Genomic DNA, 26407 nt, shown 5'->3' on the forward strand with positions numbered 1-26407 from the left:
TTGCAAAGAAAATATAGTGGCTTCATTAACTAAGATGTCGCGATTTGTTTGTCTCGTTTGAAGTAAATTGCTACAAGTACAAGGATAAGCATGAGCCCTATTAGGTAGAAAAAGGACAGTCCTGGGAAAAACTCGACGTACAAGCCACCAAGGAATGGGCCGCTAATACTGCCAAGGCTGAAAGTGATCCCAATCATTAGGTTACCAGCTGGTAACAAATTACTTGGCAATAAATCTGTCATATAAGAAATGCCTAAAGAGAATAGGGAACCGACGAACATTCCAGCAAGCGTAAATAAAATAAATAACGCAATAACAGAGGTCTCCAAGAATGCTGCAAACATAAAGCAAGCAATTCCGCCAATAAGTACGGAAAGCAATATGTTTTTTCGGCCAACTCGGTCACTCAGTATCCCAAGTGGAAGCTGTGTAATTAAACTACCAATCGCAAAGCAAGGGATAAGTAAGGATAAGATATCGACATCATGGCCTATTCTTAATCCGTAAACAGGAAAAATACTATGTAAGGTTGCCTCAAGGAAACCATAGCCAAAACCGGGAAGCAAAGCAACCCACGCTATTTTTCCCGTTTGGATAAAACGTTTAATGGAGCTATTACCACTCCCGGAATCATAATCATCTGCTGGCCACATGTTGCGTACAAACAACATAAGGGACCATACGATCATGCTAAGCCCAGCTGAAACAAAAAAGGGAAGTGCTTCATGGATGGATAGAAGCCTTGTCATTAATGGACCAAGAGCAAATCCTAACCCGAAAAACATACCATAATAAGCAATGCTACGTCCACGGGATTCTTTAGATGCAGTAGTCGTAATCCATGTTTGTGTTCCAAAGTGAAGCATTTGATCGCCAATTCCTACCATCATACGTAGCACAAACCAGAACCAAAGAGACTGCCATAACGGAAAGAAAGCTAAGGATGCAAAAACAAGCAATCCTCCAATAACGATAATCGGCTTAAATCCTAATTTACGCATTGGTCTCTCCATGAACGGCGATGCAAGTAAGACCCCAACATAAAGCCCTGTGGCATGGAGGCCATTTATGGAGGAAGAAACCTCATTTTGCTCGAGAATAATTGCTAAGAGTGGAAGCAGCATTCCCTGTGAAAACCCTGAAATCGTTACGAGTGCAATTAATATCCAAAATCGTGTATTAGCTGATACCATGTTGTTCTCCTTCATTTTAATCTCTTTATTCAATTTAATGTCTTTTTTTGCAATCGTCAATCGTTACAGATTTTTGAAGGTTATGTAAAAATGAATTAAGGTTATAGTATACAAAGGATTAAATAGGAGGGTTTCAAATGGAATTTCATCTGAAAGAAAATGGTATGAGAGTAGAGCTTCCATACGGAGAACTGGATATATCAGGAAACGACGAATTTGGCTACCGACCTTTTCAACTTATGGTTGCCTCGATAGCGGGTTGTAGTGCATCTGTTTTTCGCAAAATTTTAGAAAAGCAGCGCACCGAAATTGTGGATTTACAAATTAGCGCAGAAGTAGAAAGAAATCCTGAAGAGGCAAATCGGATTGAAAAGATTGTCCTTCATTATGTTGTGAAAGGCCGTCGTCTTGACCCTGAAAAATTATATAAAAATTTGGAAATTGCTCGTAGAAACTGTTCGATGGTACGCTCCGTTGAAAACAGTATTACAATAGAAGAGCAAATTGATACCGTTGAACTTAGCTAAAACTGCGTGAATAGGTATAAAAATTTTATGTCCGAAAAAACTAGAGGAAAAAGAAGGGACATAAAATCAATGAAAAAAAGCAATGTTGTTTTCTTATTAGTAACCTTATGTGTGTTTACACTTCTTTTTCCGTCTAGTGGATTCAGTAAAGAAAAGAAAGAAGATTTTAAAATCCCAAGTCATGTGCTAACGATTTCTAAGGAAAATACTTTCCCGAACGCTACAGAAGATCAGGAAGTAGTGGAACCAAGTGATTTAACAAAAGAGTTAATAGAAAGCCTAAAAGTGAAAGTTGAAAACCCCGAGCTGATTAAAATGCTGAATGAATCAACAATTAATCCCTCACCAATTGCCCTTGGGTATCGTGGGATGGTCTTTATTGGCAGATGGCCACTGAATTATGAGTCTCTTGAGACGACTATTAACTGGGAATATCAACCGATCAATAAGAATGAATTAAATAATGTAGGTGGAGAAACAGCTCAGAATATGAACTATGTTCAGCAAGAACAGAAGGAAGTGAAAGGTGCATTAACAAATAAAATCGCAAATCCAGATGATATTAAGAAAATGATGCTCCTTAAATCGAAAGAAAAAACAAAGCTTCCGCTAGCTTACCATACTGTTATTGGTAAAAATACGAAGAAAGACAACTCTTACTCTGTTCCGACTGAAAAGCACGCCACATTAGATTCCTATGCCCCCGCAGTTAATGAAAAGGGACAAGTTACCTTTGGAGAAGTATATATTCAGTTAAAAGGATCTAAAAAGGCTCTCGTCGTAAAAAATGTAACCAAACAAGGGATTGGTGCCTGGATACCTATACAGGATCATGTTTCTTTCTCTTATAATGTGAGATAAAATTAATTGATTTTACCCTAACCCCGTGAGTTCGCGGGGTTTTTAGTTAGAAGAGGAGTCGAGCCCCCACTCAAGAGAAGTCGCGCTGCATCAAAGAATGGTTGCGCCACAAAAACACCTCTCTCAAAAAAATAACCAAGAACTCCTTGACAACCAACACTTCATTACTTTATCATAATAAAGTATTAAAGCGAATAAATGAAACATTGGCTAACAAAGAAAGAGGGGAAACCATAATGGAATGGATCGTGGTTGTATCTGTTCTCGTAATGACGATTTTAAGTCTTTTACGTGTTAACGTCATAATAGCAATTATTGCTGCTTCACTTGCTGCAGGGGTGATGGCAGGATTATCTACTGTAGAATCAGTTGAAATGCTCGTTGCAGGAATGGGAGGGGGAGCTGATACGGCGTTAAGCTACATTTTACTTGGCGCATTTGCTGTAGCGATTAGCTACACGGGTATCACTACGTTACTTGTTAATTTTCTTATTCGAATCTTAACTGGTAAAAAGACGATGATGCTGCTTGTTATTGCGGGTGTTGCATCCTTATCACAAAATGCAATACCAGTTCATATAGCATTTATCCCTATTTTAATACCGCCATTATTAAAATTATTTGATAACATGCGAGTTGATCGCCGTGCAGTGGCTACTGCCCTTACTTTTGGCTTAAAAGCTCCTTACCTCATGATCCCGGCTGGTTTTGGGTTGCTTTTCCATAGAACAATTGTAACTGGAATGACAGAGAATGGGATAGATATTTCTGTAAGTGAAACTGCTCTTTCTATGCTTATACCTGGGTCTGGTATGATTGTTGGGCTTCTTATTGCCATCTTCTTCACTTATCGCAAAGACCGCGATATGCCTGAGGCGGCAGGCGGAACAGAATTATCCGCAATTGTAGAGCGTGAAGCAGTCTCCTTTAATCGCAAACATGGCATGACTTTAATTGCGATTGCAGGTGCTTTAGCAGTTCAGCTTATTACAGAAAGTCTTGTACTTGGAGCGTTAACTGGCTTAGTACTCATGTTCCTTTTACTAGCTGTACCATTTAAAAACGGTGACAGAGTTATGGCTGAAGGAATTGCGATGATGGGAACCATTGCCATTGTGATGCTCGTTGCTTCAGGGTATGGAAATATTCTTACAGAAACAGGAGCTGTTCAAGCATTAGTAGAGTCTTCATCAGGATTTTTGGATAGCAGTAATAAGCCACTTATCGCATTTATCTTACTGCTTGTCGGGTTACTTGTAACGATGGGAATTGGCTCATCCTTTGGAACCATTCCAATCTTAGCAGCATTATATGTACCAATCTGTTTGGCAGCAGGTTTTTCACTGATGGCAACTGCAGCGCTAATTGGAACCGCGGGTGCGCTAGGTGATGCTGGTTCACCTGCATCAGACAGTACGCTCGGACCAACATCCGGCTTGAATGCTGATGGAAAGCACAACCACATTTGGGACACTGTTGTGCCGACTTTCATTCACTATAATATTCCTTTATTCTTGTTCGGGTGGATAGCAGCGATTATTTTATAAAGTGAAACTTCATTTGGTGGGGGTTTCCCTTCCTTCCCCACTAAAAATGCTAGATCGTTTCCAGCTTTCTTGAATTGGAGGTCTAACAGCCAGTTAAGGCGGGATAATGATCATAACTATGACATGAGCACCCACCTGTATAATTACTTTAAAGAAGGAAAAAGTAAGATAAAAACAGGTGGGTTGTTATGAAAAAGTTGATAGTGTCCATAGCTGTATTACTTACCTTTCCACTTTTCCATGTAGCATCAATAGAGGCTGAAGGATACGGTTGGGGTTACAAGAAAAATAGTGACCATACGCTTCCGTATATCGGAAAGTATGAAGAAATGCTCGAAAAATATGGTGCTTACTATGCAGATAAATCTGGTGAAAAAAATGTATATCTTACCTTTGATAATGGATATGAGGAAGGCTATACTGATGATATTTTGGATGTGTTAAAGAAAAAGGAAGTTCCAGCTACATTCTTTGTTACTGGGCATTATGTGAAGAGTGAGCCTGATTTAGTAAAACGAATGGTGGACGAGGGCCATATTATTGGAAACCATTCCTATCATCACCCTGATTTCTCTGTTATTTCAAAGGAATCCATGAAAAAAGAGCTAGAGGATTTAGAAAAGGCAGTTGCAGAAGTCTCGGAACAGGATAATTTAAAATACTTGCGACCTCCTAGAGGGATTTTCAATGAACAAACCTTGGATTGGTCTTATGAACTAGGTTATCTCCACATATTCTGGTCCTTAGCTTTTATTGATTGGGAAACGAGTAAGCAAAAGGGCTGGGAGTATGCATTTAATCAAATTATGGACCAGATCCATCCGGGTGCTATCATACTATTGCACACTGTTTCATCTGACAATGCTCAAGCATTAGAAAGACTCATTACAGAGCTGCATAAACAAGGTTACGCATTTAAAAGTTTGGATGATTTGGTACTGGAGGATAAACTTCCCGAAGCCGTGTATGGATACGAATAAGTGAATGTATGGCACAAAAAGACTGAAGGATTTGCCCTTCAGTCTTTTTGTGCCATGTAAAAGGTATTCCTACCATTTTCTTTTGCTTTATATAAAGCAATATCCGCCTGCTTTATTATTCCCTTGGCCGTGATTGTCGGATCTGTTGCAATCGAAATGCCAATGCTCGTTGTAATTTTTATTTGTTTTCCATTCACATGAGTTGGTTCCTGCACTCTATGTCGGATCAATGTAGCGAGGCTGATTGCTGTTTGTTCAGTTGCAGAAGATAATTCAAGCAGAATGATAAATTCATCTCCTCCAAATCTTGCTACAATATCAGAGTTGCGGATACAGCTGGAAAGTTTGTTAGCAAAATCTTTAATAACAGCATCGCCCGTGTCATGGCCCATGGTATCGTTTATTTTTTCAAAGTGGTCGATGTCTAGCATCAAAAGTGCGAACTGCTTTTGCCTGTTTTCAAGATTGTCTAATGCGTGTTCTAAGCGTGCGTCAAATAGCCTTCTATTTGGTAAGTCTGTTAAGGGGTCATGTAACGCGATATATTGTAGCTTCTCCTCATATTGCTTCTGCAGTGTAATGTCTTTAAAAATAGCAAATACACCTGCAACTTCTTCATCCATAATGATGGGAGTGAATTTTACAACAATCTTCATTTTTTGCTGAGCTTGGTCAAAGATCGTTAGCTCTATTTCTTTTGCCTCTCCCTTGAGTGCTTGCTCAAAAGCGTTAACAGCTGTAGAGACTTCCGGCGGGATTACATATTTATAAAAGTATTCCCCGATTAATCCCTCTCTTGTATAACCAGTTATCGTTTCTACAGCAAGGTTTTTGGAGATTATTTTCCCCTTCGTATCGATGGATAGTACAGCGTCTAGGTTGTATTTAAATAGTGACTGGTACCGTTGCTGATTTTGAAAAAGTAGATTGCTTGAAGTTTGTACTTCCTTTTGAGCATTTTTCTGAATTGTAACGTCCTTTACAACGGCAGCCAGGTGTGTGCATTTACCGGTTTCATCATAGAGCGGGGTGACGCGTGTTTCCGAGTAGTGGCGTTCACCATTTAGTGCGACAAAAGAGTCCTCATACAATATGGGAGTGCCTGTATTGATTGCTCTTTTATACTCCGAAGAAATATAAGAGGCCATCTCTGCAGAAAGCACTTCCTCTAGCGACTTACCAATAGAATTTTCTCCAAGCCCCGTATGGTTTTTAGCCGAATGATTCATAAACTCGTATTGAAAAGTAAGATCCGGGAGTACGTCCATTACAAACACCATGTCCTGGATGCCCTCCATTAACACTCTGTCATAGGAAATAGAAGGATGCGTCCTCATAAGCTATGGTTCTCCAAGTTCATCATATTATTAGGCGGGGAAGCTGATCTATTTATTAATTTTAATCTAATATATTTTAAGGTCTTTAAGTAGTGCATTTTTTAGCCTCATTTCACGTGCTCTCATCGTAGTATCGTATCATGCTTAATAGTTGTCCAGACAAGAAAATAGAATAACATTGGGAAAAAGAGATATGCAATATTTATGCTAATTACCTTTAGGGATGGATAAACCACGGCATAGCATTTCTTCATAGTCTGCTAGTGGAACAGGCTTAGAAAAATAATACCCTTGAATAAGGTCACAGTTTCTTTCTTTTAAAAAGTCATATTGTTCCTTTTCTTCTACACCTTCTGCAACAATACGCATGCCAATTTCTTTAGCGAGATGAATGACTGCTGAAACGATTGCAGCATCTTTTTTGTTTGCAGAAGTAATATTCTGGATGAAAATCTGGTCAATTTTAAGAATATCTGCTTCAAATTCGTGCAGGTAATTTAAGGAAGCATAGCCTGTTCCGAAATCGTCGATGGCAATTTTAATGCCCAGATTGCGAAGCTCTTCTAAGGTTTTAAGCACACTTATATCATTTTTAAGTAAGGAGCTCTCCGTTATCTCTATTTCCAACAATTCAGCAGGGATCTGGTAAAAGGTTAGCTGCTCCTTGATTAGTTCCACAAGGCCTCTTTTTAATAAACGGAGTGGAGAAAGATTAATGGAAATCGGTTTTAATGGGTATCCTGCATCCTTCCACTGCCTTAGTTGGGCACACGTCTTTCGGATAACCCAATCACTGATATGGTGAATAAGATGGTTCTCTTCCGCAAGTGGAATAAACTCATTCGGAGGAACCATTCCCCATTCAGAATGTCTCCAGCGTATAAGTGCTTCTGCTCCCTGTATGGAACCAGTAGCAGCTTCCACTTGTGGCTGATAATATAATTGAAATTCTTCATTTACAATTGCTTTACGCATATCTTTTTCTAGTAAAAGTTTTTTGTAAGAGGAAATATCGTTTGAACAAGAGTAAGCCTGATAAGTATTGCTACCTTGTTTTTTTGCTTGATAAAGTGCTGAGTAAGCATTCTCCAAGAGTTTTAGCTTGCTTGTCCCGTCCTCGGGGTGGAAGCTTATTCCAATGCTCGTGGTAACATTTAGTTCATAATCTAGTACTAGTAAGGCTTTTCCGATCGTTTGAATGGTTAATTTTGCAAACTCAAAGATCTTTTCTTTATCATCATGATAGCGCATAATGATTGCAAATTCGTTGTTGTCTAGTCTCGCTAGATAACCATCTTTTGGCAAAATTCCTGTAAGCCGTTCAGCGAGACGTTGAATGACCATATCCGCCACTTGATAACCTAACGAATGATTAATAACATGAAAACGATCGAGGTCAAGGTGAAGAATTGCAAATGGAGCCTCGTCATCGATGAGTCTCTCCACGGTTTTATGCAAGGTTTGCTGATTAGGCAAATCGGTGATCTCGTCATGTGTCGAAATATAACGTAAGTGATCTTGCATGTCTCTTTCTTCGGTTATATCTACTATTACACCGAACAAATGCGTGATATTCCCGTCATTATCTACCCATGGAAGCGTTTGATCAAGGACCCATTTAACCGACCCGTCACCACACACTATTTGGTATCGATGCTTCAGAGCCTTGCCTTCTAAAACCTTGCTTTGCTTTCTCATGACTCTTTCCTTAAAATCTGGGTGTATAACATTTTCCCAAACCGTCGAATCTTCATAGATCTTTTCTATCGGTAGGTGGAGTAACTCCTCAAGCTGCTTTGAAGCATAAGTAACTCTATTTGTGTTATATTCTTTCATCCATATTCCTGCATCGAGGTTATTTAAAATATGAACCATACTATCTAAGGTGTGATGGAGTTCGAGCTCTAAATTCTTCTCTTCGGTATAGTCCATTACTACTCCAATTAACTTCCATGGGATATTGTTTCGCCACAGAACTTCCGCTTGAATCCTAATGTAACGAAGTTTATTTTCATCTTGTTGATGGTAAATTCTATATTCAATCTTATAGGAATTACCCTCTTTAAGAGCACGATTGTAAATGGTTCGCGCTTTTTCTCGGTCATTGGGATGGATATATTTTAATACTTTTTTCATGGACACTTCTTCAGAGGGATCTATGCCAAAAATCGTATAAAAGGATGGCGAACAAAAAAGCACTTCGTCCGTAATAATATATTCCCAGCTGCCCATAGAGGCTAAGTTTTGCGCAGCGATAAGATGAGTTTTGTGTTTTTTTAACTCTTCGGAGAGTTCCTTTATCTCACTTGTATCCTCAATAATGATATAAACACCAACGATTTTCTCAGAACCCCAAATGGGAATAAAGGTGGCACAGGCTTGTACAATTTTCTTTACCTGCTCCCCTTCGAATTTAAGCTCATGCCTTTCTGATTGTCCTTTTAAAGCTTGCTTAAAAGCATTTGTAAGGGGTGCTTTATATGTTTCCGGTATTAGGCTCTTTAAGTCGATCTCATCAACAACAATGCCAAAAAACTCCCCGATGCTTTCCTTATTTTGTGATAATATTTCTCCCTCTGGTGAAAAAGCTACAATTAAATCAGGATGGTGCATAGCCAATGAAGCATAATGATTAAGTAACTCCTTCTTTATGCCTTCAACTGCGTTGTTGTGAGATTCCTGGTTCTGGGAGGGTGGACTTGAAAACAACTTTCCCAGAGAATCTTCTTTATCATAAGGTGTCATATGCTAACCCCATTCTCCATCTATGTAAAAATTTAATAATTAAAAACAGTATAATATACGTAAATTGAAATTGGAATACCAATTTGTACTAGTAAGCAATTGGAAATTTCTAATAACGTTTTAATTTTTATAAAATTTTGATATGATAGAAAAAATTGAGTGAAGGGGAGAGTATTCATGCGCAAAGAAGACTTAATCGCTCCAGAAGACTATAACATTGTAATGGAGGTAGAACGCTTCGCGAGGGAAACAGCTAGGACAGCGCTTATATGGGAAGATGAAAATGGTAAACGAAAAGAGATTACCTATGCAAAGCTTATAGAGAATGCTAACAGAATTGGAAACGCTTTCTTGGAGCGAGGTCTAGTAAAAGGCGATAAGCTTCTTGTGATGATACCAAGAGTACTCGATGCCTACGAAGTCTACCTTGCTGCATTAAAAACGGGGATTATTGTTATTCCATGTTCAGAGATGTTAAAAGTGCATGATCTACAATACAGGGTATCTCATGCAGAAGTAAGTGGTATTGTAAGTTACTACCCGTTTGTTTCTCAATATGAGGGTATCGAACAGTTATCCTCACTAAAACGATTTGTTGTAGGAGAGGCGGTTGAAGACTGGCTTTACCTTGATGATTTAAAAGCTAATGCCTCAGAGAAGCTTACAATTGCCAACACTACAAGAGATGATATTGCATTTTTGCCATATACGTCCGGGACAACGGGTAATCCAAAAGGAGTCGTCCACACCCACGGCTGGGGGTTTGCTCATTTAAAGACGGCGGCAGAGAACTGGCTCTGTATTAAACAAGGAGACAAAGTTTGGGCAACAGCTGGACCAGGATGGCAAAAATGGACATGGAGTCCTTTTCTTTCTGTACTAGGCTCAGGGGCCACTGGCTTTGTTTATCATGGCAAATTTGAAGCACAAAAATACTTACAACTATTAGAAGAGAATGCCATAAATGTCTTATGCTGCACACCGACTGAGTACCGAATGATGGCTAAGCAAGACAACCTCGATTCGTATCACCTTCCTGCATTGCATAGTGCTGTTTCTGCTGGAGAGCCACTGAATGTCGAGGTGATTAATACATTTAAAAAACACTTCAATATTGTAGTAAGGGATGGCTATGGTCAAACAGAAAATACATTATTGCTAGGTGTCATGAAAGGTATGGAAGTAAGGCCAGGCTCAATGGGGAAACCTACCCCAGGTAATGAAGTAGATATTATTGATGAAGCAGGTAGACCAGTAGCTGAAAATGAGGTAGGGGATATCGCGGTAAAATTAGACTGCCCTGCTCTTTTCCGTGAATATTATAAGGATAGTGAGCGAACCAAGATAACTCAGCGTGGAGAGTATTATGTAACCGGAGACCAAGCTTCCAAAGATGAAGATGGCTATTTCTGGTTTGAGGGGAGAAGTGATGATATTATCATTAGCTCAGGCTACACAATCGGTCCATTCGAAGTGGAGGATGCACTTATAAAACATCCCTCTGTCCAAGAGTGCGCTGTAGTAGCAAGTCCTGACGAAGTCCGCGGAAATATTGTAAAAGCCTTTGTAGTGGTTAAAGAGGGAGTATCTAAAGATGAAGAGCTTGTAAAAGAACTTCAGAATCATGTAAAAACACTAACAGCACCTTATAAATATCCTAGAGATATTGAATTTATTAAAGAACTGCCAAAAACAACTTCCGGAAAAATTAGAAGAGTAGAGCTCCGTAATAAGGAAAAAGAAAAAGTTTAAGGTTAAGGCGGTTTGGGGTAAAAAGCAGGATGGATTCTTATATTGGAATCTGTCCTGCTTTTTTGTGTTAGGTGATTGCGCAGTCGATTAATGCTGTCGTGCAATCAACCAATGCAGTTGCGCAATCGACCAATCGTGCCGAGCAATCGACCAATGCAGTTGCGTAATCGACCAATACTGCCGGGTAATCGACCAATCGTGCCGAGCAATCAACCAATGCAGTTGCGTAATCGACCAACACTGTCGTGCAATCAACCAATGCAGCTTCGCCATCGACCAACACTGCCGGTCAATCAACCAATACAGCTGCGCCATCAACCAATCGTGCCGAGCAATCAACCAATGCAGTTGCGCAATCGACCAATCGTGCCGGTCAATCAACCAATGCAGTTGCGCCATCGACCAATCGTGTCGGGTAATCAACCAATGCAGCTGCGCCATCAACCAATCGTGCCGAGCAATCAACCAATGCAGCTTCGCCATCGACCAATTGTGCCGAGCAATCAACCAATGCAGTTGCGTAATCGACCAATCGTGCCGAGCAATCAACCATCAGCATCCGCCAATCAACCACTCCACACACCTCCTCAAAAAAATTAAACAAAAGACTTGAAAGTCAAAAAAGGTCAGAGTATAATAAAAATCAAAGGTCAAATATAGTTAAAGTCAAATTTGATAAAAGTTTGATTGAAATATTCAAGGAGGAATGGAAAATGCTTTGTCAAAACTGTGGTGAAAATCAAGCAAATATTAATGTCGCAATGAGAATGAATAATGAAATGACTGAATTGCATCTATGTAATAATTGCTTTCAGGAAATCCAAGGTAAAATGATGAATTCCAACGATTTCTTTTCTAATTCACCTTTTGGAAATGCAGAGCAAGCATTTTCTCAGCATTTTTCTCAAGGTAATAACAAAACAGGTGCAAAGACAAAAGAGAAAAAACACAATCGCGGTAATGGTCTACTTGACCAATTGGCAAAAAACGTTACCCACGCAGCCAGAGCCGGATTAATTGATCCTGTTATTGGACGAGATAATGAGGTAAAACGAGTAATTGAAACGTTAAATAGACGAAATAAAAATAACCCTGTACTTATTGGGGAACCTGGTGTTGGGAAGACAGCCATCGCTGAAGGGCTAGCACTAAAAATTAGTGAAGGTAACGTTCCAGCAAAACTAATGAAAAAAGAAATTTATATGCTTGATGTAGCATCTCTTGTAGCAAATACCGGAGTGCGTGGTCAATTTGAAGAGCGTATGAAAAAACTAATTTCAGAGCTTCAGGAACGTCAAGATGTTATTTTATTCGTAGATGAAATTCATTTAATAGTAGGTGCAGGCACAGCTGAAGGCTCACAAATGGATGCCGGAAACATCTTAAAACCAGCTCTAGCAAGAGGAGAGCTTCAATTAATTGGTGCGACTACATTAAAAGAGTACCGTCAGATTGAAAAAGATGCTGCATTGGAACGTCGTCTGCAACCGATCATGGTGAAAGAGCCATCATTAGGAGAAGCGGTGCAAATTCTTAATGGAATTAAAGATCGCTATGAAGCATTCCATGAAGTGCGTTACTCAGATGAAGCAATTCAAGCATTTGTTAACTTGTCAAATAGATATATCCAAGATCGCTTTCTTCCAGATAAAGCAATTGACTTAATGGATGAAGTTGGCTCAAGGTTAAATCTTGCCAATGCACAAAAAGATTCTAATTCCATTAATCAACGACTGGAAGAGATCATTAAAGAGAAAGAAGAAGCTGCTGAAAGAGAAGACTATGAAAAAGCTGCTAATTTAAGATATCAGGAGATTCAACTGCAAAAACAATTAGAAAAAGCGAAGAATGAAGAACAGGTTATCGATGTCGATATCTCAGATATTCAACTAATTGTAGAAGAAAAAACAGGTATTACTGTTACAAAGCTCGCTGCAGATGAGCAGGAAAAAATGAAAAATATTGGCGAGAATCTAGGCGCTAAAGTTATCGGTCAGGAAGAGGCTGTTAGCAAAGTTGCGAAAGCTATCCGTCGAAGCCGTGCAGGACTAAAATCCAAGTATCGTCCGATTGGATCATTCCTATTCGTTGGACCAACTGGTGTCGGGAAAACCGAGTTAACTAAATCACTAGCAGAAGAACTTTTCGGCTCTAAAGATTCCTTGATTCGCCTTGATATGAGTGAGTACATGGAGAAACATGCGGTGTCTAAAATTATCGGTTCTCCTCCAGGTTATGTTGGTCATGAGGAAGCTGGACAGCTGACAGAAAGAGTAAGAAGAAATCCGTACTCCATTATTTTACTCGATGAGATTGAGAAAGCTCATCCAGATGTGCAAAATATGTTCCTGCAAATTATGGAAGATGGACACTTAACTGACTCTCAAGGTCGAACAGTAAGCTTTAAGGAAACGGTCATTATTATGACAAGTAATGCAGGCACAGGCGTTAAAGAAGTAAGTGTAGGCTTTAATAGTAATCAGCATGAAGCCGTTTCGACGCTAGAAAACCTTGGTGCTTACTTTAAACCAGAATTTCTAAACCGATTTGACTCTATTATCCAGTTCAATGAATTGGAAGAAGAGCATCTGTTGGAAATTGTGGATCTGATGATTAACGATTTACAAAGAAATATGGAAGAAAATAATATTAACATCATGATTACCGACGAAGCGAAACGTCATCTTGCTAAGCTTGGGTATGATCGTCGTTTCGGGGCACGTCCATTACGTCGTGTCATTCAAGATAAAATTGAAGACCAGCTTACAGACCTTATCCTAGAAGATGACACTATTGAAAAAGTAGAAGTTAGTGTTCAGGATGAAGAAATAATTGTAGCAAAAGCATAAAACAAAGATAAAGGCGCTGAACATCAAACGTTCAGCGTCTTTTTTAATGAAATAAACCTCCTCATGCCTATGGAAGTATAGCGCTTCCTTAAAGCATTATCGCCCCAAGTTGTTCCACTTATAAATATGAACCCTTTGTAAAAAACTAATGTTATTACGAAAACAAAGGGTGTTGACATGTCGTGTAAAAAACTCCTTACCATTCTAATTGTTACCACTCAATTTATCCTGATTTCTTTCCCTGTATCTGCGGAACGAATACCTGGATTATTAAAGGTACATTTCCTTGATGTAGGGCAAGGGGACAGCATCCTCATGAATACGCCAACAGGAAAAAATATACTCATTGATGGTGGTCCACCCGGATCGGGCAAAAAAATTATTGCCTACCTGAAGAAAAAAGATATAGATAGCATTGACTTATTAATTTCAACCCATCCAGATATCGATCATATAGGTGGGTTACCACAAGTATTGAAGAAAGTGAAAGTAAAAAAAGTTTTAGATTCTGGAAAACTTCATACTACCACAACTTATGCGAGATACATTCAACAAATCATAAAACAAGACATTCCTGTAAAGCTAGCCGAAAAAAATGAATTAATTAAGATAGATCCACATCTGACCATCCGTGTGCTTAATACGTACGGTAATTCCAAAAATAATAACCAGTCCTCTATCGTTCTCAAAGTTACATACGATGAGGTTGACTTATTATTAATGAGCGATGTTGAAAAAGAGCAGGAAAAGGAATTTTTAAAAACATATGATCTCGATGCGGAAATAATTAAAGTAGCACACCATGGGTCTAATACTAGCTCCTCGCTGGACTTTTTAAAGGCGGTTTCTCCTGAGACGGCAATTCTGACATATAGTATTGAGAACGATTATGGCCATCCAGTTGACCGTGTTATCCGAAATCTTTATAAGGTAAACGCAGATATCTTTTCAACAGCCGTATTTGGTGATTTGGAAATTAGATCTGATGGTAAAAGCTATTTAGTGCTGCCAAGCAGAGAACCTTTAGAGAATATAAGAAAAAAAGCAGGATAATAATTTACAATTTAATACAAAAGTGATATCATAATGATACAAAACAGTGGGGATGGTGTAACGTTATGATCAAAGAGAAAAACGCTTGGAGTATGAATGGTTTTTTAGGTATTATCCTGATTGCAGCACTGCTTGCAGGAACAGTATTCAGCTTTATTGAACAGCAATTTATAATCGGCGGAATTTGCCTAATCGTAGCTGTAACGTTGGGAAGTGGCATCACGCTTATACAACCAAATCAATCTGCAGTCGTGATCTTTCTTGGGAAATACATGGGAAGCATTCGAAAAGAAGGAATTGTGATCACAGTTCCCTTTTCGGTAAGAAGAATGATTTCTTTGCGAGTGCGCAACTTTAACAGTAATCGTCTGAAAGTAAATGATGTAAATGGTAATCCAATTGAAATTGCCGCGGTTATTGTTTTCAAAGTTGTCGATGCTGCAAAGGCAGTGTTTGATGTAGATAAATACGAACAATTTGTGGAAATTCAAAGCGAAACAGCCATTCGTGCTGTTGCAACAAAGTACCCGTATGATACATTTAAGGATGTTGAGCTTACTTTAAGAGGAAATGCAGAAGAAGTATCTTCTGAGTTAACCGCAGAACTACAGGATCGCTTAAAGGTCGCAGGTGTGGAAGTAATTGAAGCAAGGCTAACACATTTAGCTTATTCTACAGAAATCGCTCAGGCAATGCTGCAAAGACAACAGGCAAGCGCCATTATCGCAGCTCGCCAGCAAATTGTCGAAGGAGCTGTGGGCATGGTTCAGGATGCCATTACTCAGCTCGAGAAATCAGGCGGAATAGAACTGGATGACGAGAGACGTGTTTCCATGGCGAATAACCTTCTTGTCTCCATCGTTTCCGACCATGGTACCCAGCCGATAATTAATACTGGATCGTTATATCAGTAAATTCTTTAAGTAAATGAGGGTTTCTATGCCTAAGAAGAAGAGCTTCCCACTGCGAATTGATCCAAAGCTCTATGACATTTTACAGTCATGGGCAAAGGATGAATTCCGCAGTGTTAATAGTCATGTCGAGTTTCTGCTTCGGGAATCAGCAAAAAAATCCGGAAGATTGCCAAAAAGTGAAGATAAAAAAATAGGAGAAGATTAGAACCTGCACGTGTGTTGTGCAGGTTCTTTTTATGGTTGGTGAGATCGTGAATGGTGAAAGTAAATCGGCAGCATCATGAAGTGAATCGACAACACCGTAAAGGGAATCAACAACCCTAAAAGTGAAACCACCTCACCCAAAAGTGAAACCATCGCACCCAAAAGTAAAACCACCGCACCCAAAAGTGAAACCACCGCACCCAAAAGTGAAACCACACACCCAAAAAGTGAAACCACACACCCAAAAAGTGAAACCACACACCCAAAAAGTGAAACCACACACCCAAAAAGTGAAACCACGCATCCCAAAAGTGAAACCACCTCACCCAAAAGTGAAACCACGCATCCCAAAAGTGAAACCACCTCCGCCAATACCCTCACACTTCCATACCTACCCAACTCACTAACTAAAAAAATAAATTTAATTTAACCAAATAACTATTGACATTCATGTTCATTAGTTATATGGTTAGTCACATAAGTAATGAACCAAACAACAAAGGTGATGAGATGAAAAATAATCTAGACGAAACGAAGCCCATCTTTCTTCAGATAAAAGAGCAGCTTGAAGACTCTATATTGAGTGATTCGGTAAAAGCTGGGGAGCGGGTACCATCAACAAATGAATTTGCATCCTATTACCAGATTAATCCAGCAACGGCTGCCAAGGGGATTAATGAGCTGGTGACGGAAGAAATACTCTATAAGCGGAGAGGTGTAGGAATGTTTGTCACAGAAAATGCCAAACATATTTTAATTAAAAAGCGAAAGCAGACATTTTATGATCATTACATTCAACCATTGCGACAAGAAGCAGCTAAGCTCCATATCAGTAAGGATGAATTACTCGAGATGATTCAAAAGGGGGATGAGAGAGATGAAAATTGAAGTGAAAAACCTGACAAAGAGATATAAGGACAATGTAGCGTTAAATAACGTGTCATTCACTTTAGAAGGTTCAAAGTTATATGGTCTTTTAGGTAGAAATGGCGCTGGCAAAACAACCTTCATGGATATCCTGTCGGGAAATATTCTGGCGACAGAGGGAGAGATATTAATTGATGGTGAGGTTCCATTCGATAATCAGAAGTTGACTGAATCTGTCTGTCTTATAAAAGAAGGAGATAATTTTAAGAAGGATTTAAAGATCAAAGATGTGCTTAAAATTTATTCGTACTTTTATCCGAATTGGGATCAGCAGCTGGCTATGGAGTTAATAGACACGTATAACTTAAACAAAAACGCCAAAATCAAAGCATTATCAAAAGGGATGGAGTCCGCCCTTGGGATTATAGTCGGGCTAGCAAGTAAAGCCCCTATTACGGTGTTTGATGAGCCGTATATTGGCCTTGACGCGGCTGCTAGAAAAAAATTCTACGAGCTGCTTCTGGAAGAGTTTGAGACAGATAATCGGATGATCATCCTGTCCACACATTTAATTGATGAAGTAAGTCTTATGTTTGAAGAAGTGCTAATCATTCAAAAGGGATCTTTGGTGATGCAGGAGGAAGCAGAATATTTACGTAACAGCACATGTGCCGTTACTGGAACTAAAGAAGAGGTTAAAGCGTTTATACAAGGAAAAGAAGTGATTGAAACAAAAGAGTTAGCAGGCGTTATGACTGCGTATATATATGGAAATGCGGATGACGCGAAAGCGCAAGGTCTTCGTGTAGAAAGTATCCCGATTCAAGATTTAATGATCTATTTAACGGAAGGAAAGAAGGGGGCATAACCATGGGAAGACAATTAACAGGACTTTTATATTTTTATAGCTCAAATTATCGGGATTCTCTAAAGATTTTTTGGACGATTTTATTGAGTATTCTTATTGTGACACTAAGCATCTCTTACTTTCTGTTAAATGTGGAAGGGGCGAAAATGGCGTTTTCCTTTACAGCTCCAATGTACGTTTATTGCGGCATTATTGGTTTTATTTCTGTAAAAGATGTGATTCCTTTTGCCATTAAAGTTGGGGCGACAAGGAAAAACTTATATCTAGGATTAGCAATATTCTTTTTACTACTATCTGTTGGGAAAGCATTTGCCGGCTCCATTATTCAAATACTGATCATTAATTTAGGAGAATTAGTAGGCATAAACAATTTCGAATTTCTTCATTTGGCATATTTCATGGAGGATACATGGTACACAAGATTCATCATTGATGCAGCAATTATGTTCTTCTGCCTTACATTATTCTTCCTACTCGGTTTATTATTCTATCGTTTTGGTTTTGCGGGAGCGGGTTCCGTGCTAGGTCTTTTACTGGTGGGTATGTTATTCGCTGTCGCAAAAGGGTGGGCCTGGGACTTTATGGTCCATGTAGCTGAAACCTTTGACATGATGTTCTTTTTACAGCTAACGATCATTAGTATTGTGCTTTATATACTATCCTTCTTCCTGGTAAGACGAATTACAGTATAAAAGATAAGAGGCTGAGAAGAACTTTTTCTTCCAGCCTCTTTCGCTTATTCCCATTATCCATTCTGCCTCCTCCGAAAACAATAAACTGATATAACAATCAGGAGGACACTCAAAGCAATGGAGGTGAATGCTGTGCCCAGCAGCCTGTGAGATACGGAATCTGTTAGGAGTAATTCCTGAATATATGTCGTCAAATGGCCAGGACTCCATGTAAGAACATGACCAAAAATTTGTGTTAGCAAACTAATCAGCATCGCAGATAGTATGGTGAAAAAGGCAACAAGGCCAGGTTTACTGAATAACGTATTCCAAACAATTGCGATACTTATGATAAGTAAAAACCACAGACTATAAAAAAGCATACCTTTTAGCCACGTTATAAACGCAAAGCTGCCATATAAAATAATCGTATAATACCATCCAGCAAATAAGCCAACAGCAGATGAAAACCCGATTAATATCAACAATGCAGCCCATTTAGCTGTAATGTAGTTTGCATATGACACGGGTTTCACAAGAATGATATCAGATACACCAGAAGCCTTTTCGCCTGAGATCGTACCCATTGCTAGAAATGCGATGAGCAAAATACCAAGGGTGCTGTACTGACTCAGGCTCATCATGACGACTTCAGCGGGGGCGTATTCTGCTAGCTCAATGACAGTACCTTCAGGGAAGCCGCCTGCTGCTTCGATAATTTGTGGTAAATAATAGGTAGAGATGGGATCCATGATGGCAAGGATGATGAATGCGATGGGAACCCAGATCCATTTCTTATTCCGCCAGTTTTCTAGCATCTCTTTTCGAAACATGCTAACCCACTGCATCATTGCTTCACCACCTTCATAAACATATCTTCCAGTGCCGCTTTATTCAAAGCAAAACCAGTCAGTGGCCAATTTTCCTCACCAGCCTTTTCCAACAAAACCTTACGCAGCAGATTAATATCTTCAGCTGTTACCGAAAGGCTGTCTTGCTTTACATGAACGTCAATTACTAACTGAAGATTACGAATTTTATTTTCGTAATACTGCAAATCCTGTTGATCCTGAAACTCCAGCTCGATGGTAGCTGTCTGGTATTTCTTTCTGAGTTCTGCCATGGAACCAGACTCCACAAGCCTTCCTTTATGCAGAAGCAGCATTTCATCACTAATCTCATCCGCATCGCTCAAAATATGGGTGGAGAATAGGATGGTCATCGTCTTTTTTAATTCCTCCATCAATGTGAGTACATCTCTTCTTCCGATGGGATCAAGGGAAGACACTGGTTCATCCAATATAAGTACCTTTGGTTGATGAATAATCGCCTGAGCCAGTCCAAGACGCTGTTTCATTCCTCCTGAATAACTCCCAATGCGTTTGTTTTTTGCCTTTACTATATTTACCTTTTTGAGAACATCATCCGCAGCTTTTACGGCTTCTGCTTTTGAAAGAAAAGCAAGCTGTCCACTGTAAATAAGAAATTCCCGCCCGGTCATCCAATGATAGAAAACGGGATATTGGGGGAGGTAGCCGATGTATTTTCGATAGTCTACTCTGTTCACAATATTCTCAAGCTCCACTTCACCCTCTGTAGGGGTCAACAGACCGGAAAGAATCCGCAAAATGGTTGTTTTGCCAGCGCCATTTGGACCAAGCAGGGCAATACATCTACCCTCTGCCAGTGTGAAGCTGACATCGTCAACGGCTGTATGTGTGCCATATTTTTTTGAAACATGCTTTGCAGTTAGCATTGTTAATTATCCCTCCTTCCAAACAGAAAATAGGCTATTGGACCAATAATATTAAGAAAAATAACGATAAAAACCCACATTCCCTTAGGTCCGAACGTATTCTCGGCTTTTACCAAATCAATAAGTGCAATAACGATCAGGATTGCTTGAATAACCAGGAATGGTGCAATAATGGCCCAGTTAATGTTTTCGATTAAATTGATCAAGATAAAGCACTCCTTTCCTCACATCGTTAATAACAGTGGTAGTCCGGCAGCAAGTGCAATGATGCCAAGCAAGATAACCCATGTTAACGGGCGTGCAAAATTCGTTGTCCAGCCAATACCAAATCGCTTTTCAAGAAATACAGCTGGATCGTTCTTATTAAAATAAAATTGTCCAAGCTTCCAATATCGGTCATCATCTCTATCAATAACATCACTGCCACTTGAACTTTTTTTCTTAACACGACTTCCACCTTGGCCTGTAGTTATGGAGAGAATCATCGTTGTAATAATGATGGCCCCACTTAATATGAGAGGGATACTCACCAGAAGCTCTGTGTCTACAGGTTGGAAAAAGGAGAACTGTATAAATGAAAACATTAGCACTAACCCTAGACTGGTGATCACGATAAAGGCCGACCATCTTCTTCTAAAGATTCTATTTTGCATGGCTAATTCCTCGGGGTTATCCGCATCAATTTGTTGTTTGGCTTTCGTTATAATTGTATTAATAAATAGAAAGAGCCCCGTTAAGAATATTTGCATAATCGGCATTAAAAGCATGACGCCATATGATTTGTCAGCCCAGTTTGTCACATTTCCTGAAAAGTCATATTGCATGGGAATGCTTGATGGCAGGTCTTCATAAAACCTTATAGATAAACCTGCAGTGATGAAGGCAACGAGAAAAGATGGGATAAACCAAAGATTACTAAAAGCAAGCTTTTGATCACGAAAATGAAGGTTAATGGACAGTTGTTGTTTTTTATTGGTAACCCATTGTTCATCCTGCTTACGTTGTTTTATTTGCCGATGAAAATATAAATAAAAGAAAAAGCTGATGAGCAGGTAAGTAAACGAGATGAATGCAAGTAGGATGCTAAGTGCATTTTCGTTATCAAGCCTTACACCAATTCCGATTAAAGCAATCGTTGCAAGTATACTTACAAATCCCATAGACAAGGCATATTTCTTTCGGGTTTGTTTCATTTCCTTTGAATGGTAAATTTCTTCAGAGATGGAAACTCCAAAGCTTTCTGTTTTTCTTGTCAAATATGGTGTGAGCATTGTGATAATAAATACTGGAACCATAATGAAAAGGAATAATAATATGATAGACGTCATTTCGTTTCACCTTCTTCGTTAATTTCGTTAAATAATTTCCGGCACTGCTTTAGAAATGCTTCTTCGGAAACCTGGCGAGCAATAGACTCAGCGATAAACGGGCGCAGATTCTTTTGCAAGCTCTCCATATAAACTGTATCAGCTTTCGCCACTCCTTCTGGATGAATGACAACACCTTTTTGCCGGTGAATAAGGATAAAGCCCTCCTGTTTTAAATGCTGGTAGGCTTTATTAACCGTGTGTAGATTAATGCCAATATCTGCAGCCATTGCTCGGACCGATGGAAGAGCGTCCCCTGGCAACAGTTTCTTTTTGGCAATTCCTTCAATGATTTGGTGAATCAACTGGGTATAAATAGGGTCATCAGATTCAAAATTTAATTGAATAAACAACATCCCACCCCTTTCTAGTTTGTAATAACTGTTATACATATAATATAACAGTTATACTCGAAGTGCAATAACTTTTTAAGCATAAAAAAAGAGCTGATTAATTAAATCAGCTCTTTTCTACAATTGTTCATACTGGTCCAGCATAGCTCCCAGCACTTTTTGGATGGATAGTTGTTTCTTTTCAGGTAAAGCTTCAATTCTACTTAAAAGCGCTCTTATTTCCGGGTGTGTTCGTAAATACTCCACTTGCTTATAGAGATCTGAATCTAGCTCAGGTTTCTTTTTCCCGTAAATACGCTTAAAATCTTTCAGCATTTCCTCTTCATAAGCAGGACTACTCGTAAGATGGTCAAGAGATAACTGAAACAATGAAGCAAGCTTTAGTAAGGCCCCCACATCCGGCACTGCTGTACGATTCTCCCACTTGGCAACAACGGAACGAGATATGGATAGCCTATCGGCAAGCTCCTGTTGTGTCCATTCGTTTTGGATTCTAAAGTGTTTAATATTTATTGCGATTTTTTCAAGTCCCATGTCATCCCTAACTTTCTTATGTACCGTCTAGGTATTCATCGTATCATGACAAAAAGCCACAAAAGGGCAATCATTTGTTCTTATATAGAACATATAGTAATATGTTCCTATAAAGGTCAAAGAGGGGAGTGGGACGAGTGATTAGTTGCATGATTATTAGGCATTCTTCCATTACAAATTTAACAAAGTTCAAATTGCTGCGGTTTCTTTTTTATCAAGCGAATTTTGAAATTCACGTTGTTAAAAAAGATACAGCCCTTATTTACATTTGGCACATACAACAAACTGATCTCTGGCAGGCAGTTAGCATATTGGCATTAACGGATTTAGAAATTGGCTATGGCTTCGGTCTTAATAAGCGTGAAGCTAGAAAAAAAGCAGACCATGTATTACGAAAATGGCAGAAAGGTAGAACCTTATCCACAGGGTCCCAGACTTAAGAATGCTTGTAGTGTGTATAGAACCATCGAATTATTCACAAAATCCACAGGAAAAAACAAGTTGTGTACAACTCGCTGTGGATAATTCTCGGGAAAGCAAAAAGAATTAAAGCGGTTAGCTTCGATTCCCTCTTTGAGATAGCTGCTGATAGATTCGATCAGCATGCTTAAATTCCTTTTGGTAAAGAACTTCCTGTGTTTTAGAAAGGAATTTCTCATTTTGCATTGGTTTACCGTTGTTCTTCATAGGAACACCTCCATGTATTCCTAGGATTACCAAGCGAGGTGTTTCTATACTATATATTTAACCTAACCAACTTCGTTTTCGGAAATAATTTGTTCTCCTGTTGCGAAAGTTTGATATGAAATATAAAGTTCTTTAGAGATAACGAAAAGATCGTATACCTCTTCTTTTGCATTAACAGCATTATAGACATTTGGGTAAGTCTTATTTGCCAGAGTTGCATATGGTAGCTTTAGTACAGCTTTTAGTGATCTGTTGTTAGTTTTTCTTACTTTCATAAATACCCCATTCATGTCATGGGTAAAGAAAAGCTCATCAAAAAATTGCTCCTTTGCATGTTTGTTATATCCCTTTCCGAAGTATGGCTGACCGATCCATGTACCAAGAAAACCATAACCATCCTGGATATCAAACAAGCTTATTGTGCCAATGGGATGACAATATTCATCTAGAATAGTACGGGAAATGAGTTCCCCATGCTCTTCTGCTTCCATTGTTTGCTTTGTAATGAACAGAAACTCTTCACTTGAGTAGGCTTTATTTCTGACAAAGGGAAAGACCTCCGGATGTTTTATAAGTTCGTATAATGCAGGTGCTTCCTGTAAATCACGCATTTTAAGCATAAAAAATACCCTCCTTATGGACAGGGGGGCAGTCTAAATAACCATAAGGGAATTTAGTAAGCTGACCACCCACGAATTTTTAGTTAACGTTCAACAAAAATTCGGGGTGGGAATCGAACCCACTAGAACCAGCATTGCTGGTGGCGCACCATTTGCCTTCCCTATTTAATTTCTACGTTCTTGGTTATTCATTTCATCTCTTTCGTTTATGAATTTGATGTTTGATAGCATTATTTTACACACTTTATTAGAGAAAGGGAATACCCTTTTTTGTAAAAATTACCGACAAAATTTTACATTAAATTGATAATTGGAATAAGAGTGATTTCCGATAAAATAGGTGTTCGCAGCCAAGGGAAGTTCCTGCAAAAATCACGTTATTCTTCCAGCGCCTTTATTGCTTCATTCAGCCGTGGATAATGGAACTGAAAGCCGTTGTCTTGTGCTTTTTTAGGAAGAACGAATTGTCCTTTTGTAATAAGCTGACCCATTTCACCAATTAATAAATGTATCATCCCAGAAGGTACGGGCAACCAGTAAGGCCTGTGCATAATTGTGGCGACAATGCGCATAAAGTCTTTATTACGCATTGGATGTGGCGCTGTCGCATTTACTGGTCCTTCGATCGTTTGATGATTCATACAGAACTGAATTAAGCTCACTACATCATTTATATGAATCCACGAGAGCCATTGTTCCCCTGTTCCAATTTTTCCGCCAGTGAACAATTTAACAGGTAGTCGCATTAAAGGATAGGCACCTTCTTCTCCAAGGATAACACCAAATCGCAAAAAGACCGTTCGAATTCCTAGTTGATCCTCAGCTTGTTGGGCTACCGCCTCCCATTCAAGCGCCACCTCTGCAAGGAAGTCACTACCTGCAGCAGTAGTAGCTTCTGTGAAAATTTTATCTTCTGAATTACCGAAAAAGCCAACAGCTGAACCACTAATAAACACATCTGGTTTATCGTCCATTTGCTTTATCATATCAATTAGTGCCTGTGTTATCTTAATCCGGCTTTCCAAGATAGACTGCTTTTTACTCTTTGTCCAATAGCCAAAGAGAGATTCTCCGGCAAGATTAATGACTGCATGGATATGTGGCAAGTCTTTAGAATCATGGTCGTAGCCGATAAATGTCGTTATCTCATCGTTTTGTTTATTCTCAGGGGAACGGGTCAGTATGTACGTATGATGTCCATTCTCATGGAGTGCTTTTGTAAGATGCGTCCCTACAAACCCGGTTCCTCCAGTGATTAATATATTCATTCCGAGCACCTTCCTTGGTAAATTAGTATTACTAATAGGATATGCAATAAGCTTCATTCGAAACCACTGCAGGTATGCTGACTGGTAAATAATGTGCTATACATCCCACGCGAACTTTTGCTCTATTTTTGTTAAAATAATGAAGAAGGGGTGAGAAAACGTGAAAATTACCCGCATTACCACACAGAAAAAGAATAAAAGTCGGTACAATATTTTTCTCGGTGATGGCGAAGGCGAGAAGTACGGCTTTAGTGTCGATGAAGACATTTTAATTAAGTTTGGTCTCCAAAAAAATGCTGAACTGGACGACACTAAAATAGAAACTATTTTGCAAAAAGATACTGTACATAAAATATATACCCAAGCTATCAATTATTTAAGCTACCGGATGAGAACAAAGAAGGAAATACGCGACTTTTTGATAAAAAAAGAGGCTGAACCTGAGGTAGTCGAAGAAATCATTGACCGATTAATAAATGAAAAGCTTATTGACGATGAGCAGTTTGCTGAGATGTTTGTTAGAACGAGAATGAATACATCGAGCAAAGGGCCAAATGTTGTAAAAAGTGAACTGATGGAAAAAGGTGTAGCAGCTAACATTGCGACAGAGGCAGTGACTGTATTTTCTTATGAGTTACAGTACGAAAAAGCTATGAAATTACTTGAGAAAAAAAGCAAGCAAAAAAAGAACCTTTCTTTTCGCAAATTACAGGAGCAATGGCGAACGCTATTAATGCAAAAAGGGTTTACCCATGATGTAATTAATGATGTGCTTAATGGTGAGATAGTAGAGAAGGATGAAGCAGTTGAACAAGAAGCGCTTCGTCATCAAGCAGATAAACTAATTCGGAAGTTTGAGAGAAAATACAGTGACTATGAGTTGAAAAATAAAGTGAAGGAAGGTCTTTATCGTAAAGGCTTCACACTCGAGGCAATCCAGCCTATCATTGAAGAAAAGTTGGAAGAGCAGTAGCATTCCATTTACACAAAGCAATTTTGAAGCTATGATATTAAGGCAACAGGGAGGGATTATAATGAGTAATAATTATCGTTACAGTGATTATTCCATTGAACAATTAAGGGCAGAAATTGGGAAATTAAAGGAGAAAGCGCAAAAAGCAGAACAGCTTGGAAATGTGTCTGAGGTTGCTGTGAATGAGCGGAAGATGCAAGTTGCACTTGCTTACACATTAAACCCGCAGGATTTTGAAAAAGGCAGGGTGTATACATTAAAAACTGATCCAGGATATACGTTTAAGATTCACTATATTAATGGGGTTTTTGCATGGGGAAATCGCATTAACCTATTGAACGAAATGAATGAGCAGGAAGAGGCCATACCGATTTCTTTATTAGGAGACCTTGTGAAGGAAAAGTGATATAAAGTGGTTCGGACCTTAAGCACCTACTCAAAACAACAGTTAATCATGCACGTGATACGTTTTCAAGCAACA

General features: G+C 39.0%; 29 protein-coding genes. 15 read left to right on the forward strand and 14 right to left on the reverse strand.

The window, feature by feature from the left end:
* Window positions 1-29: 29 nt before the first annotated feature.
* Window positions 30-1193, reverse strand: a complete 1164-nt coding sequence (locus LG273_RS04595; RefSeq protein WP_404459477.1) for an MFS transporter — start codon at window positions 1191-1193, stop codon at window positions 30-32.
* 137 nt (window positions 1194-1330) lie between these two features.
* On the opposite strand from LG273_RS04595, the gene LG273_RS04600 reads away from it, so the two are divergent.
* The 4 genes from LG273_RS04600 (at window position 1331) to pdaA (ending at window position 5108) form a co-directional block, all read left to right on the forward strand.
* Window positions 1331-1720 carry an OsmC family protein gene (locus LG273_RS04600; protein ID WP_404458165.1) on the forward strand — a complete coding sequence of 130 codons (390 nt, stop codon included), beginning with the start codon at window positions 1331-1333 and terminating at the stop codon, window positions 1718-1720.
* 69 nt (window positions 1721-1789) lie between these two features.
* Window positions 1790-2581, forward strand: coding sequence for a YfkD family protein (locus LG273_RS04605; RefSeq protein WP_404458168.1), 792 nt, complete (start codon window positions 1790-1792; stop codon window positions 2579-2581).
* A gap of 236 nt (window positions 2582-2817) precedes the next feature.
* Window positions 2818-4128, forward strand: a complete 1311-nt coding sequence (locus LG273_RS04610) for a Na+/H+ antiporter family protein (RefSeq protein WP_404458171.1) — start codon at window positions 2818-2820, stop codon at window positions 4126-4128.
* A 188-nt stretch (window positions 4129-4316) separates the two neighbouring features.
* Window positions 4317-5108: a delta-lactam-biosynthetic de-N-acetylase gene (gene pdaA, locus LG273_RS04615; RefSeq protein ID WP_404458174.1), complete on the forward strand. Its 792-nt coding sequence runs from the start codon at window positions 4317-4319 to the stop codon at window positions 5106-5108.
* 38 nt (window positions 5109-5146) lie between these two features.
* On the opposite strand, the gene LG273_RS04620 is transcribed toward pdaA, so the two are convergent.
* The gene (locus LG273_RS04620; RefSeq protein WP_404458177.1) at window positions 5147-6445 is read right to left on the reverse strand and encodes a diguanylate cyclase domain-containing protein; all 1299 of its coding nucleotides are present in this window, start codon (window positions 6443-6445) and stop codon (window positions 5147-5149) included.
* Window positions 6446-6652: 207 nt separating this feature from the next.
* Window positions 6653-9190, reverse strand: a complete 2538-nt coding sequence (locus LG273_RS04625; RefSeq protein ID WP_404458181.1) for an EAL domain-containing protein — start codon at window positions 9188-9190, stop codon at window positions 6653-6655.
* A gap of 177 nt (window positions 9191-9367) precedes the next feature.
* Here LG273_RS04625 and mbcS point away from each other — a divergent pair, with 177 nt between their 5' ends.
* Window positions 9368-10942 (forward strand): acyl-CoA synthetase MbcS, encoded by a 1575-nt coding sequence (gene mbcS / locus LG273_RS04630; RefSeq protein ID WP_379561376.1) that lies wholly within the window; start codon window positions 9368-9370, stop codon window positions 10940-10942.
* An 87-nt stretch (window positions 10943-11029) separates the two neighbouring features.
* Here the strand turns inward: mbcS and LG273_RS04635 are convergent, their stop codons facing one another.
* Complete coding sequence (locus LG273_RS04635) at window positions 11030-11491, reverse strand: hypothetical protein (RefSeq protein WP_404458184.1); 462 nt, start codon at window positions 11489-11491, stop codon at window positions 11030-11032.
* A gap of 164 nt (window positions 11492-11655) precedes the next feature.
* Between LG273_RS04635 and LG273_RS04640 the strand changes: the two genes are divergently transcribed.
* The 4 genes from LG273_RS04640 (at window position 11656) to LG273_RS04655 (ending at window position 15963) form a co-directional block, all read left to right on the forward strand.
* A complete protein-coding gene (locus LG273_RS04640) occupies window positions 11656-13791 on the forward strand; it encodes an AAA family ATPase (RefSeq protein WP_404458187.1) in 2136 nt (711 codons plus the stop codon).
* Between the two features lie 177 nt (window positions 13792-13968).
* Window positions 13969-14844, forward strand: a complete 876-nt coding sequence (locus LG273_RS04645; protein ID WP_379561574.1) for a ComEC/Rec2 family competence protein — start codon at window positions 13969-13971, stop codon at window positions 14842-14844.
* A 65-nt stretch (window positions 14845-14909) separates the two neighbouring features.
* Entirely contained in the window at window positions 14910-15758 is an 849-nt protein-coding gene (locus LG273_RS04650) for an SPFH domain-containing protein (RefSeq protein WP_404458191.1), read from the forward strand.
* Window positions 15759-15783: 25 nt separating this feature from the next.
* The gene (locus LG273_RS04655) at window positions 15784-15963 is read left to right on the forward strand and encodes a toxin-antitoxin system HicB family antitoxin (protein ID WP_379561576.1); all 180 of its coding nucleotides are present in this window, start codon (window positions 15784-15786) and stop codon (window positions 15961-15963) included.
* Window positions 15964-15992: 29 nt separating this feature from the next.
* Here LG273_RS04655 and LG273_RS04660 read toward each other — a convergent pair whose 3' ends face one another.
* Window positions 15993-16313 (reverse strand): hypothetical protein, encoded by a 321-nt coding sequence (locus tag LG273_RS04660; protein WP_404458194.1) that lies wholly within the window; start codon window positions 16311-16313, stop codon window positions 15993-15995.
* Window positions 16314-16472: 159 nt separating this feature from the next.
* Here LG273_RS04660 and LG273_RS04665 point away from each other — a divergent pair, with 159 nt between their 5' ends.
* The 3 genes from LG273_RS04665 to LG273_RS04675 are packed head-to-tail and all read left to right on the forward strand — an operon-like array spanning window position 16473 to window position 18389.
* Window positions 16473-16850: a GntR family transcriptional regulator gene (locus LG273_RS04665; protein WP_404459479.1), complete on the forward strand. Its 378-nt coding sequence runs from the start codon at window positions 16473-16475 to the stop codon at window positions 16848-16850.
* Window positions 16840-17697: an ABC transporter ATP-binding protein gene (locus LG273_RS04670; protein WP_404458197.1), complete on the forward strand. Its 858-nt coding sequence runs from the start codon at window positions 16840-16842 to the stop codon at window positions 17695-17697. Before LG273_RS04665 ends, LG273_RS04670 begins: the two co-directional genes overlap by 11 nt.
* A 2-nt stretch (window positions 17698-17699) precedes the next feature.
* Window positions 17700-18389, forward strand: a complete 690-nt coding sequence (locus LG273_RS04675) for a hypothetical protein (protein WP_379561579.1) — start codon at window positions 17700-17702, stop codon at window positions 18387-18389.
* A gap of 53 nt (window positions 18390-18442) precedes the next feature.
* Here the strand turns inward: LG273_RS04675 and LG273_RS04680 are convergent, their stop codons facing one another.
* The 6 genes from LG273_RS04680 to LG273_RS04705 form a co-directional block, all read right to left on the reverse strand.
* Entirely contained in the window at window positions 18443-19219 is a 777-nt protein-coding gene (locus LG273_RS04680) for an ABC transporter permease (protein WP_404458200.1), read from the reverse strand.
* Complete coding sequence (locus tag LG273_RS04685) at window positions 19216-20124, reverse strand: ATP-binding cassette domain-containing protein (protein WP_379561581.1); 909 nt, start codon at window positions 20122-20124, stop codon at window positions 19216-19218. The genes LG273_RS04680 and LG273_RS04685 overlap by 4 nt, the downstream gene beginning before the upstream one ends.
* 2 nt (window positions 20125-20126) lie before the next feature.
* Window positions 20127-20330, reverse strand: coding sequence for a PLD nuclease N-terminal domain-containing protein (locus LG273_RS04690; protein ID WP_379561582.1), 204 nt, complete (start codon window positions 20328-20330; stop codon window positions 20127-20129).
* 18 nt (window positions 20331-20348) lie between these two features.
* Window positions 20349-21452, reverse strand: coding sequence for a DUF1648 domain-containing protein (locus tag LG273_RS04695; protein ID WP_404458203.1), 1104 nt, complete (start codon window positions 21450-21452; stop codon window positions 20349-20351).
* The gene (locus tag LG273_RS04700; RefSeq protein WP_379561584.1) at window positions 21449-21844 is read right to left on the reverse strand and encodes a GntR family transcriptional regulator; all 396 of its coding nucleotides are present in this window, start codon (window positions 21842-21844) and stop codon (window positions 21449-21451) included. The genes LG273_RS04695 and LG273_RS04700 overlap by 4 nt, the downstream gene beginning before the upstream one ends.
* 117 nt (window positions 21845-21961) lie before the next feature.
* The gene (locus LG273_RS04705) at window positions 21962-22378 is read right to left on the reverse strand and encodes a helix-turn-helix transcriptional regulator (RefSeq protein ID WP_404458206.1); all 417 of its coding nucleotides are present in this window, start codon (window positions 22376-22378) and stop codon (window positions 21962-21964) included.
* A gap of 137 nt (window positions 22379-22515) precedes the next feature.
* Here LG273_RS04705 and LG273_RS04710 point away from each other — a divergent pair, with 137 nt between their 5' ends.
* A complete protein-coding gene (locus LG273_RS04710; protein WP_404458209.1) occupies window positions 22516-22818 on the forward strand; it encodes a hypothetical protein in 303 nt (100 codons plus the stop codon).
* 115 nt (window positions 22819-22933) lie between these two features.
* Here the strand turns inward: LG273_RS04710 and LG273_RS04715 are convergent, their stop codons facing one another.
* The 3 genes from LG273_RS04715 to LG273_RS04725 all read right to left on the reverse strand — a co-directional run bounded on the left by LG273_RS04715 (window position 22934) and on the right by LG273_RS04725 (window position 24953).
* A complete protein-coding gene (locus tag LG273_RS04715) occupies window positions 22934-23065 on the reverse strand; it encodes a YfhE family protein (protein ID WP_379561587.1) in 132 nt (43 codons plus the stop codon).
* A 62-nt stretch (window positions 23066-23127) separates the two neighbouring features.
* On the reverse strand, window positions 23128-23685 hold the full coding sequence (locus LG273_RS04720) for a GNAT family N-acetyltransferase (protein ID WP_379561588.1): 558 nt from the start codon (window positions 23683-23685) through the stop codon (window positions 23128-23130).
* A 377-nt stretch (window positions 23686-24062) separates the two neighbouring features.
* Window positions 24063-24953: a TIGR01777 family oxidoreductase gene (locus LG273_RS04725; RefSeq protein WP_379561589.1), complete on the reverse strand. Its 891-nt coding sequence runs from the start codon at window positions 24951-24953 to the stop codon at window positions 24063-24065.
* 160 nt (window positions 24954-25113) lie between these two features.
* Here LG273_RS04725 and recX point away from each other — a divergent pair, with 160 nt between their 5' ends.
* Both recX and LG273_RS04735 read left to right on the forward strand, forming a co-directional pair.
* The gene (gene recX / locus LG273_RS04730; RefSeq protein ID WP_379561590.1) at window positions 25114-25926 is read left to right on the forward strand and encodes a recombination regulator RecX; all 813 of its coding nucleotides are present in this window, start codon (window positions 25114-25116) and stop codon (window positions 25924-25926) included.
* 61 nt (window positions 25927-25987) lie between these two features.
* Window positions 25988-26332, forward strand: coding sequence for a YfhH family protein (locus LG273_RS04735; protein WP_379561591.1), 345 nt, complete (start codon window positions 25988-25990; stop codon window positions 26330-26332).
* Window positions 26333-26407 lie beyond the last annotated feature (75 nt).

This window comes from Oceanobacillus kapialis (assembly GCF_044790185.1).
Classification (GTDB): Bacteria; Bacillota; Bacilli; order Bacillales; family Amphibacillaceae; genus Oceanobacillus_B; species Oceanobacillus_B kapialis.

Excerpts from the sequence above, each read along its gene's own strand:
- LG273_RS04595 (WP_404459477.1), bottom strand. The coding sequence starts at position 1,193 with ATGGTATCAGCTAATACACGATTTTGGATATTAATTGCACTCGTAACG.
- LG273_RS04600 (WP_404458165.1), top strand. The coding sequence starts at position 1,331 with ATGGAATTTCATCTGAAAGAAAATGGTATGAGAGTAGAGCTTCCATAC.
- LG273_RS04605 (WP_404458168.1), top strand. The coding sequence starts at position 1,790 with ATGAAAAAAAGCAATGTTGTTTTCTTATTAGTAACCTTATGTGTGTTT.
- LG273_RS04610 (WP_404458171.1), top strand. The coding sequence starts at position 2,818 with ATGGAATGGATCGTGGTTGTATCTGTTCTCGTAATGACGATTTTAAGT.
- pdaA (WP_404458174.1), top strand. The coding sequence starts at position 4,317 with ATGAAAAAGTTGATAGTGTCCATAGCTGTATTACTTACCTTTCCACTT.
- LG273_RS04620 (WP_404458177.1), bottom strand. The coding sequence starts at position 6,445 with ATGAGGACGCATCCTTCTATTTCCTATGACAGAGTGTTAATGGAGGGC.
- LG273_RS04625 (WP_404458181.1), bottom strand. The coding sequence starts at position 9,190 with ATGACACCTTATGATAAAGAAGATTCTCTGGGAAAGTTGTTTTCAAGT.
- mbcS (WP_379561376.1), top strand. The coding sequence starts at position 9,368 with ATGCGCAAAGAAGACTTAATCGCTCCAGAAGACTATAACATTGTAATG.
- LG273_RS04640 (WP_404458187.1), top strand. The coding sequence starts at position 11,656 with ATGCTTTGTCAAAACTGTGGTGAAAATCAAGCAAATATTAATGTCGCA.
- LG273_RS04645 (WP_379561574.1), top strand. The coding sequence starts at position 13,969 with ATGTCGTGTAAAAAACTCCTTACCATTCTAATTGTTACCACTCAATTT.
- LG273_RS04650 (WP_404458191.1), top strand. The coding sequence starts at position 14,910 with ATGATCAAAGAGAAAAACGCTTGGAGTATGAATGGTTTTTTAGGTATT.
- LG273_RS04655 (WP_379561576.1), top strand. The coding sequence starts at position 15,784 with ATGCCTAAGAAGAAGAGCTTCCCACTGCGAATTGATCCAAAGCTCTAT.
- LG273_RS04665 (WP_404459479.1), top strand. The coding sequence starts at position 16,473 with ATGAAAAATAATCTAGACGAAACGAAGCCCATCTTTCTTCAGATAAAA.
- LG273_RS04670 (WP_404458197.1), top strand. The coding sequence starts at position 16,840 with ATGAAAATTGAAGTGAAAAACCTGACAAAGAGATATAAGGACAATGTA.
- LG273_RS04675 (WP_379561579.1), top strand. The coding sequence starts at position 17,700 with ATGGGAAGACAATTAACAGGACTTTTATATTTTTATAGCTCAAATTAT.
- LG273_RS04680 (WP_404458200.1), bottom strand. The coding sequence starts at position 19,219 with ATGATGCAGTGGGTTAGCATGTTTCGAAAAGAGATGCTAGAAAACTGG.
- LG273_RS04685 (WP_379561581.1), bottom strand. The coding sequence starts at position 20,124 with ATGCTAACTGCAAAGCATGTTTCAAAAAAATATGGCACACATACAGCC.
- LG273_RS04695 (WP_404458203.1), bottom strand. The coding sequence starts at position 21,452 with ATGACGTCTATCATATTATTATTCCTTTTCATTATGGTTCCAGTATTT.
- LG273_RS04705 (WP_404458206.1), bottom strand. The coding sequence starts at position 22,378 with ATGGGACTTGAAAAAATCGCAATAAATATTAAACACTTTAGAATCCAA.
- LG273_RS04715 (WP_379561587.1), bottom strand. The coding sequence starts at position 23,065 with ATGAAGAACAACGGTAAACCAATGCAAAATGAGAAATTCCTTTCTAAA.
- LG273_RS04720 (WP_379561588.1), bottom strand. The coding sequence starts at position 23,685 with ATGCTTAAAATGCGTGATTTACAGGAAGCACCTGCATTATACGAACTT.
- LG273_RS04725 (WP_379561589.1), bottom strand. The coding sequence starts at position 24,953 with ATGAATATATTAATCACTGGAGGAACCGGGTTTGTAGGGACGCATCTT.
- LG273_RS04735 (WP_379561591.1), top strand. The coding sequence starts at position 25,988 with ATGAGTAATAATTATCGTTACAGTGATTATTCCATTGAACAATTAAGG.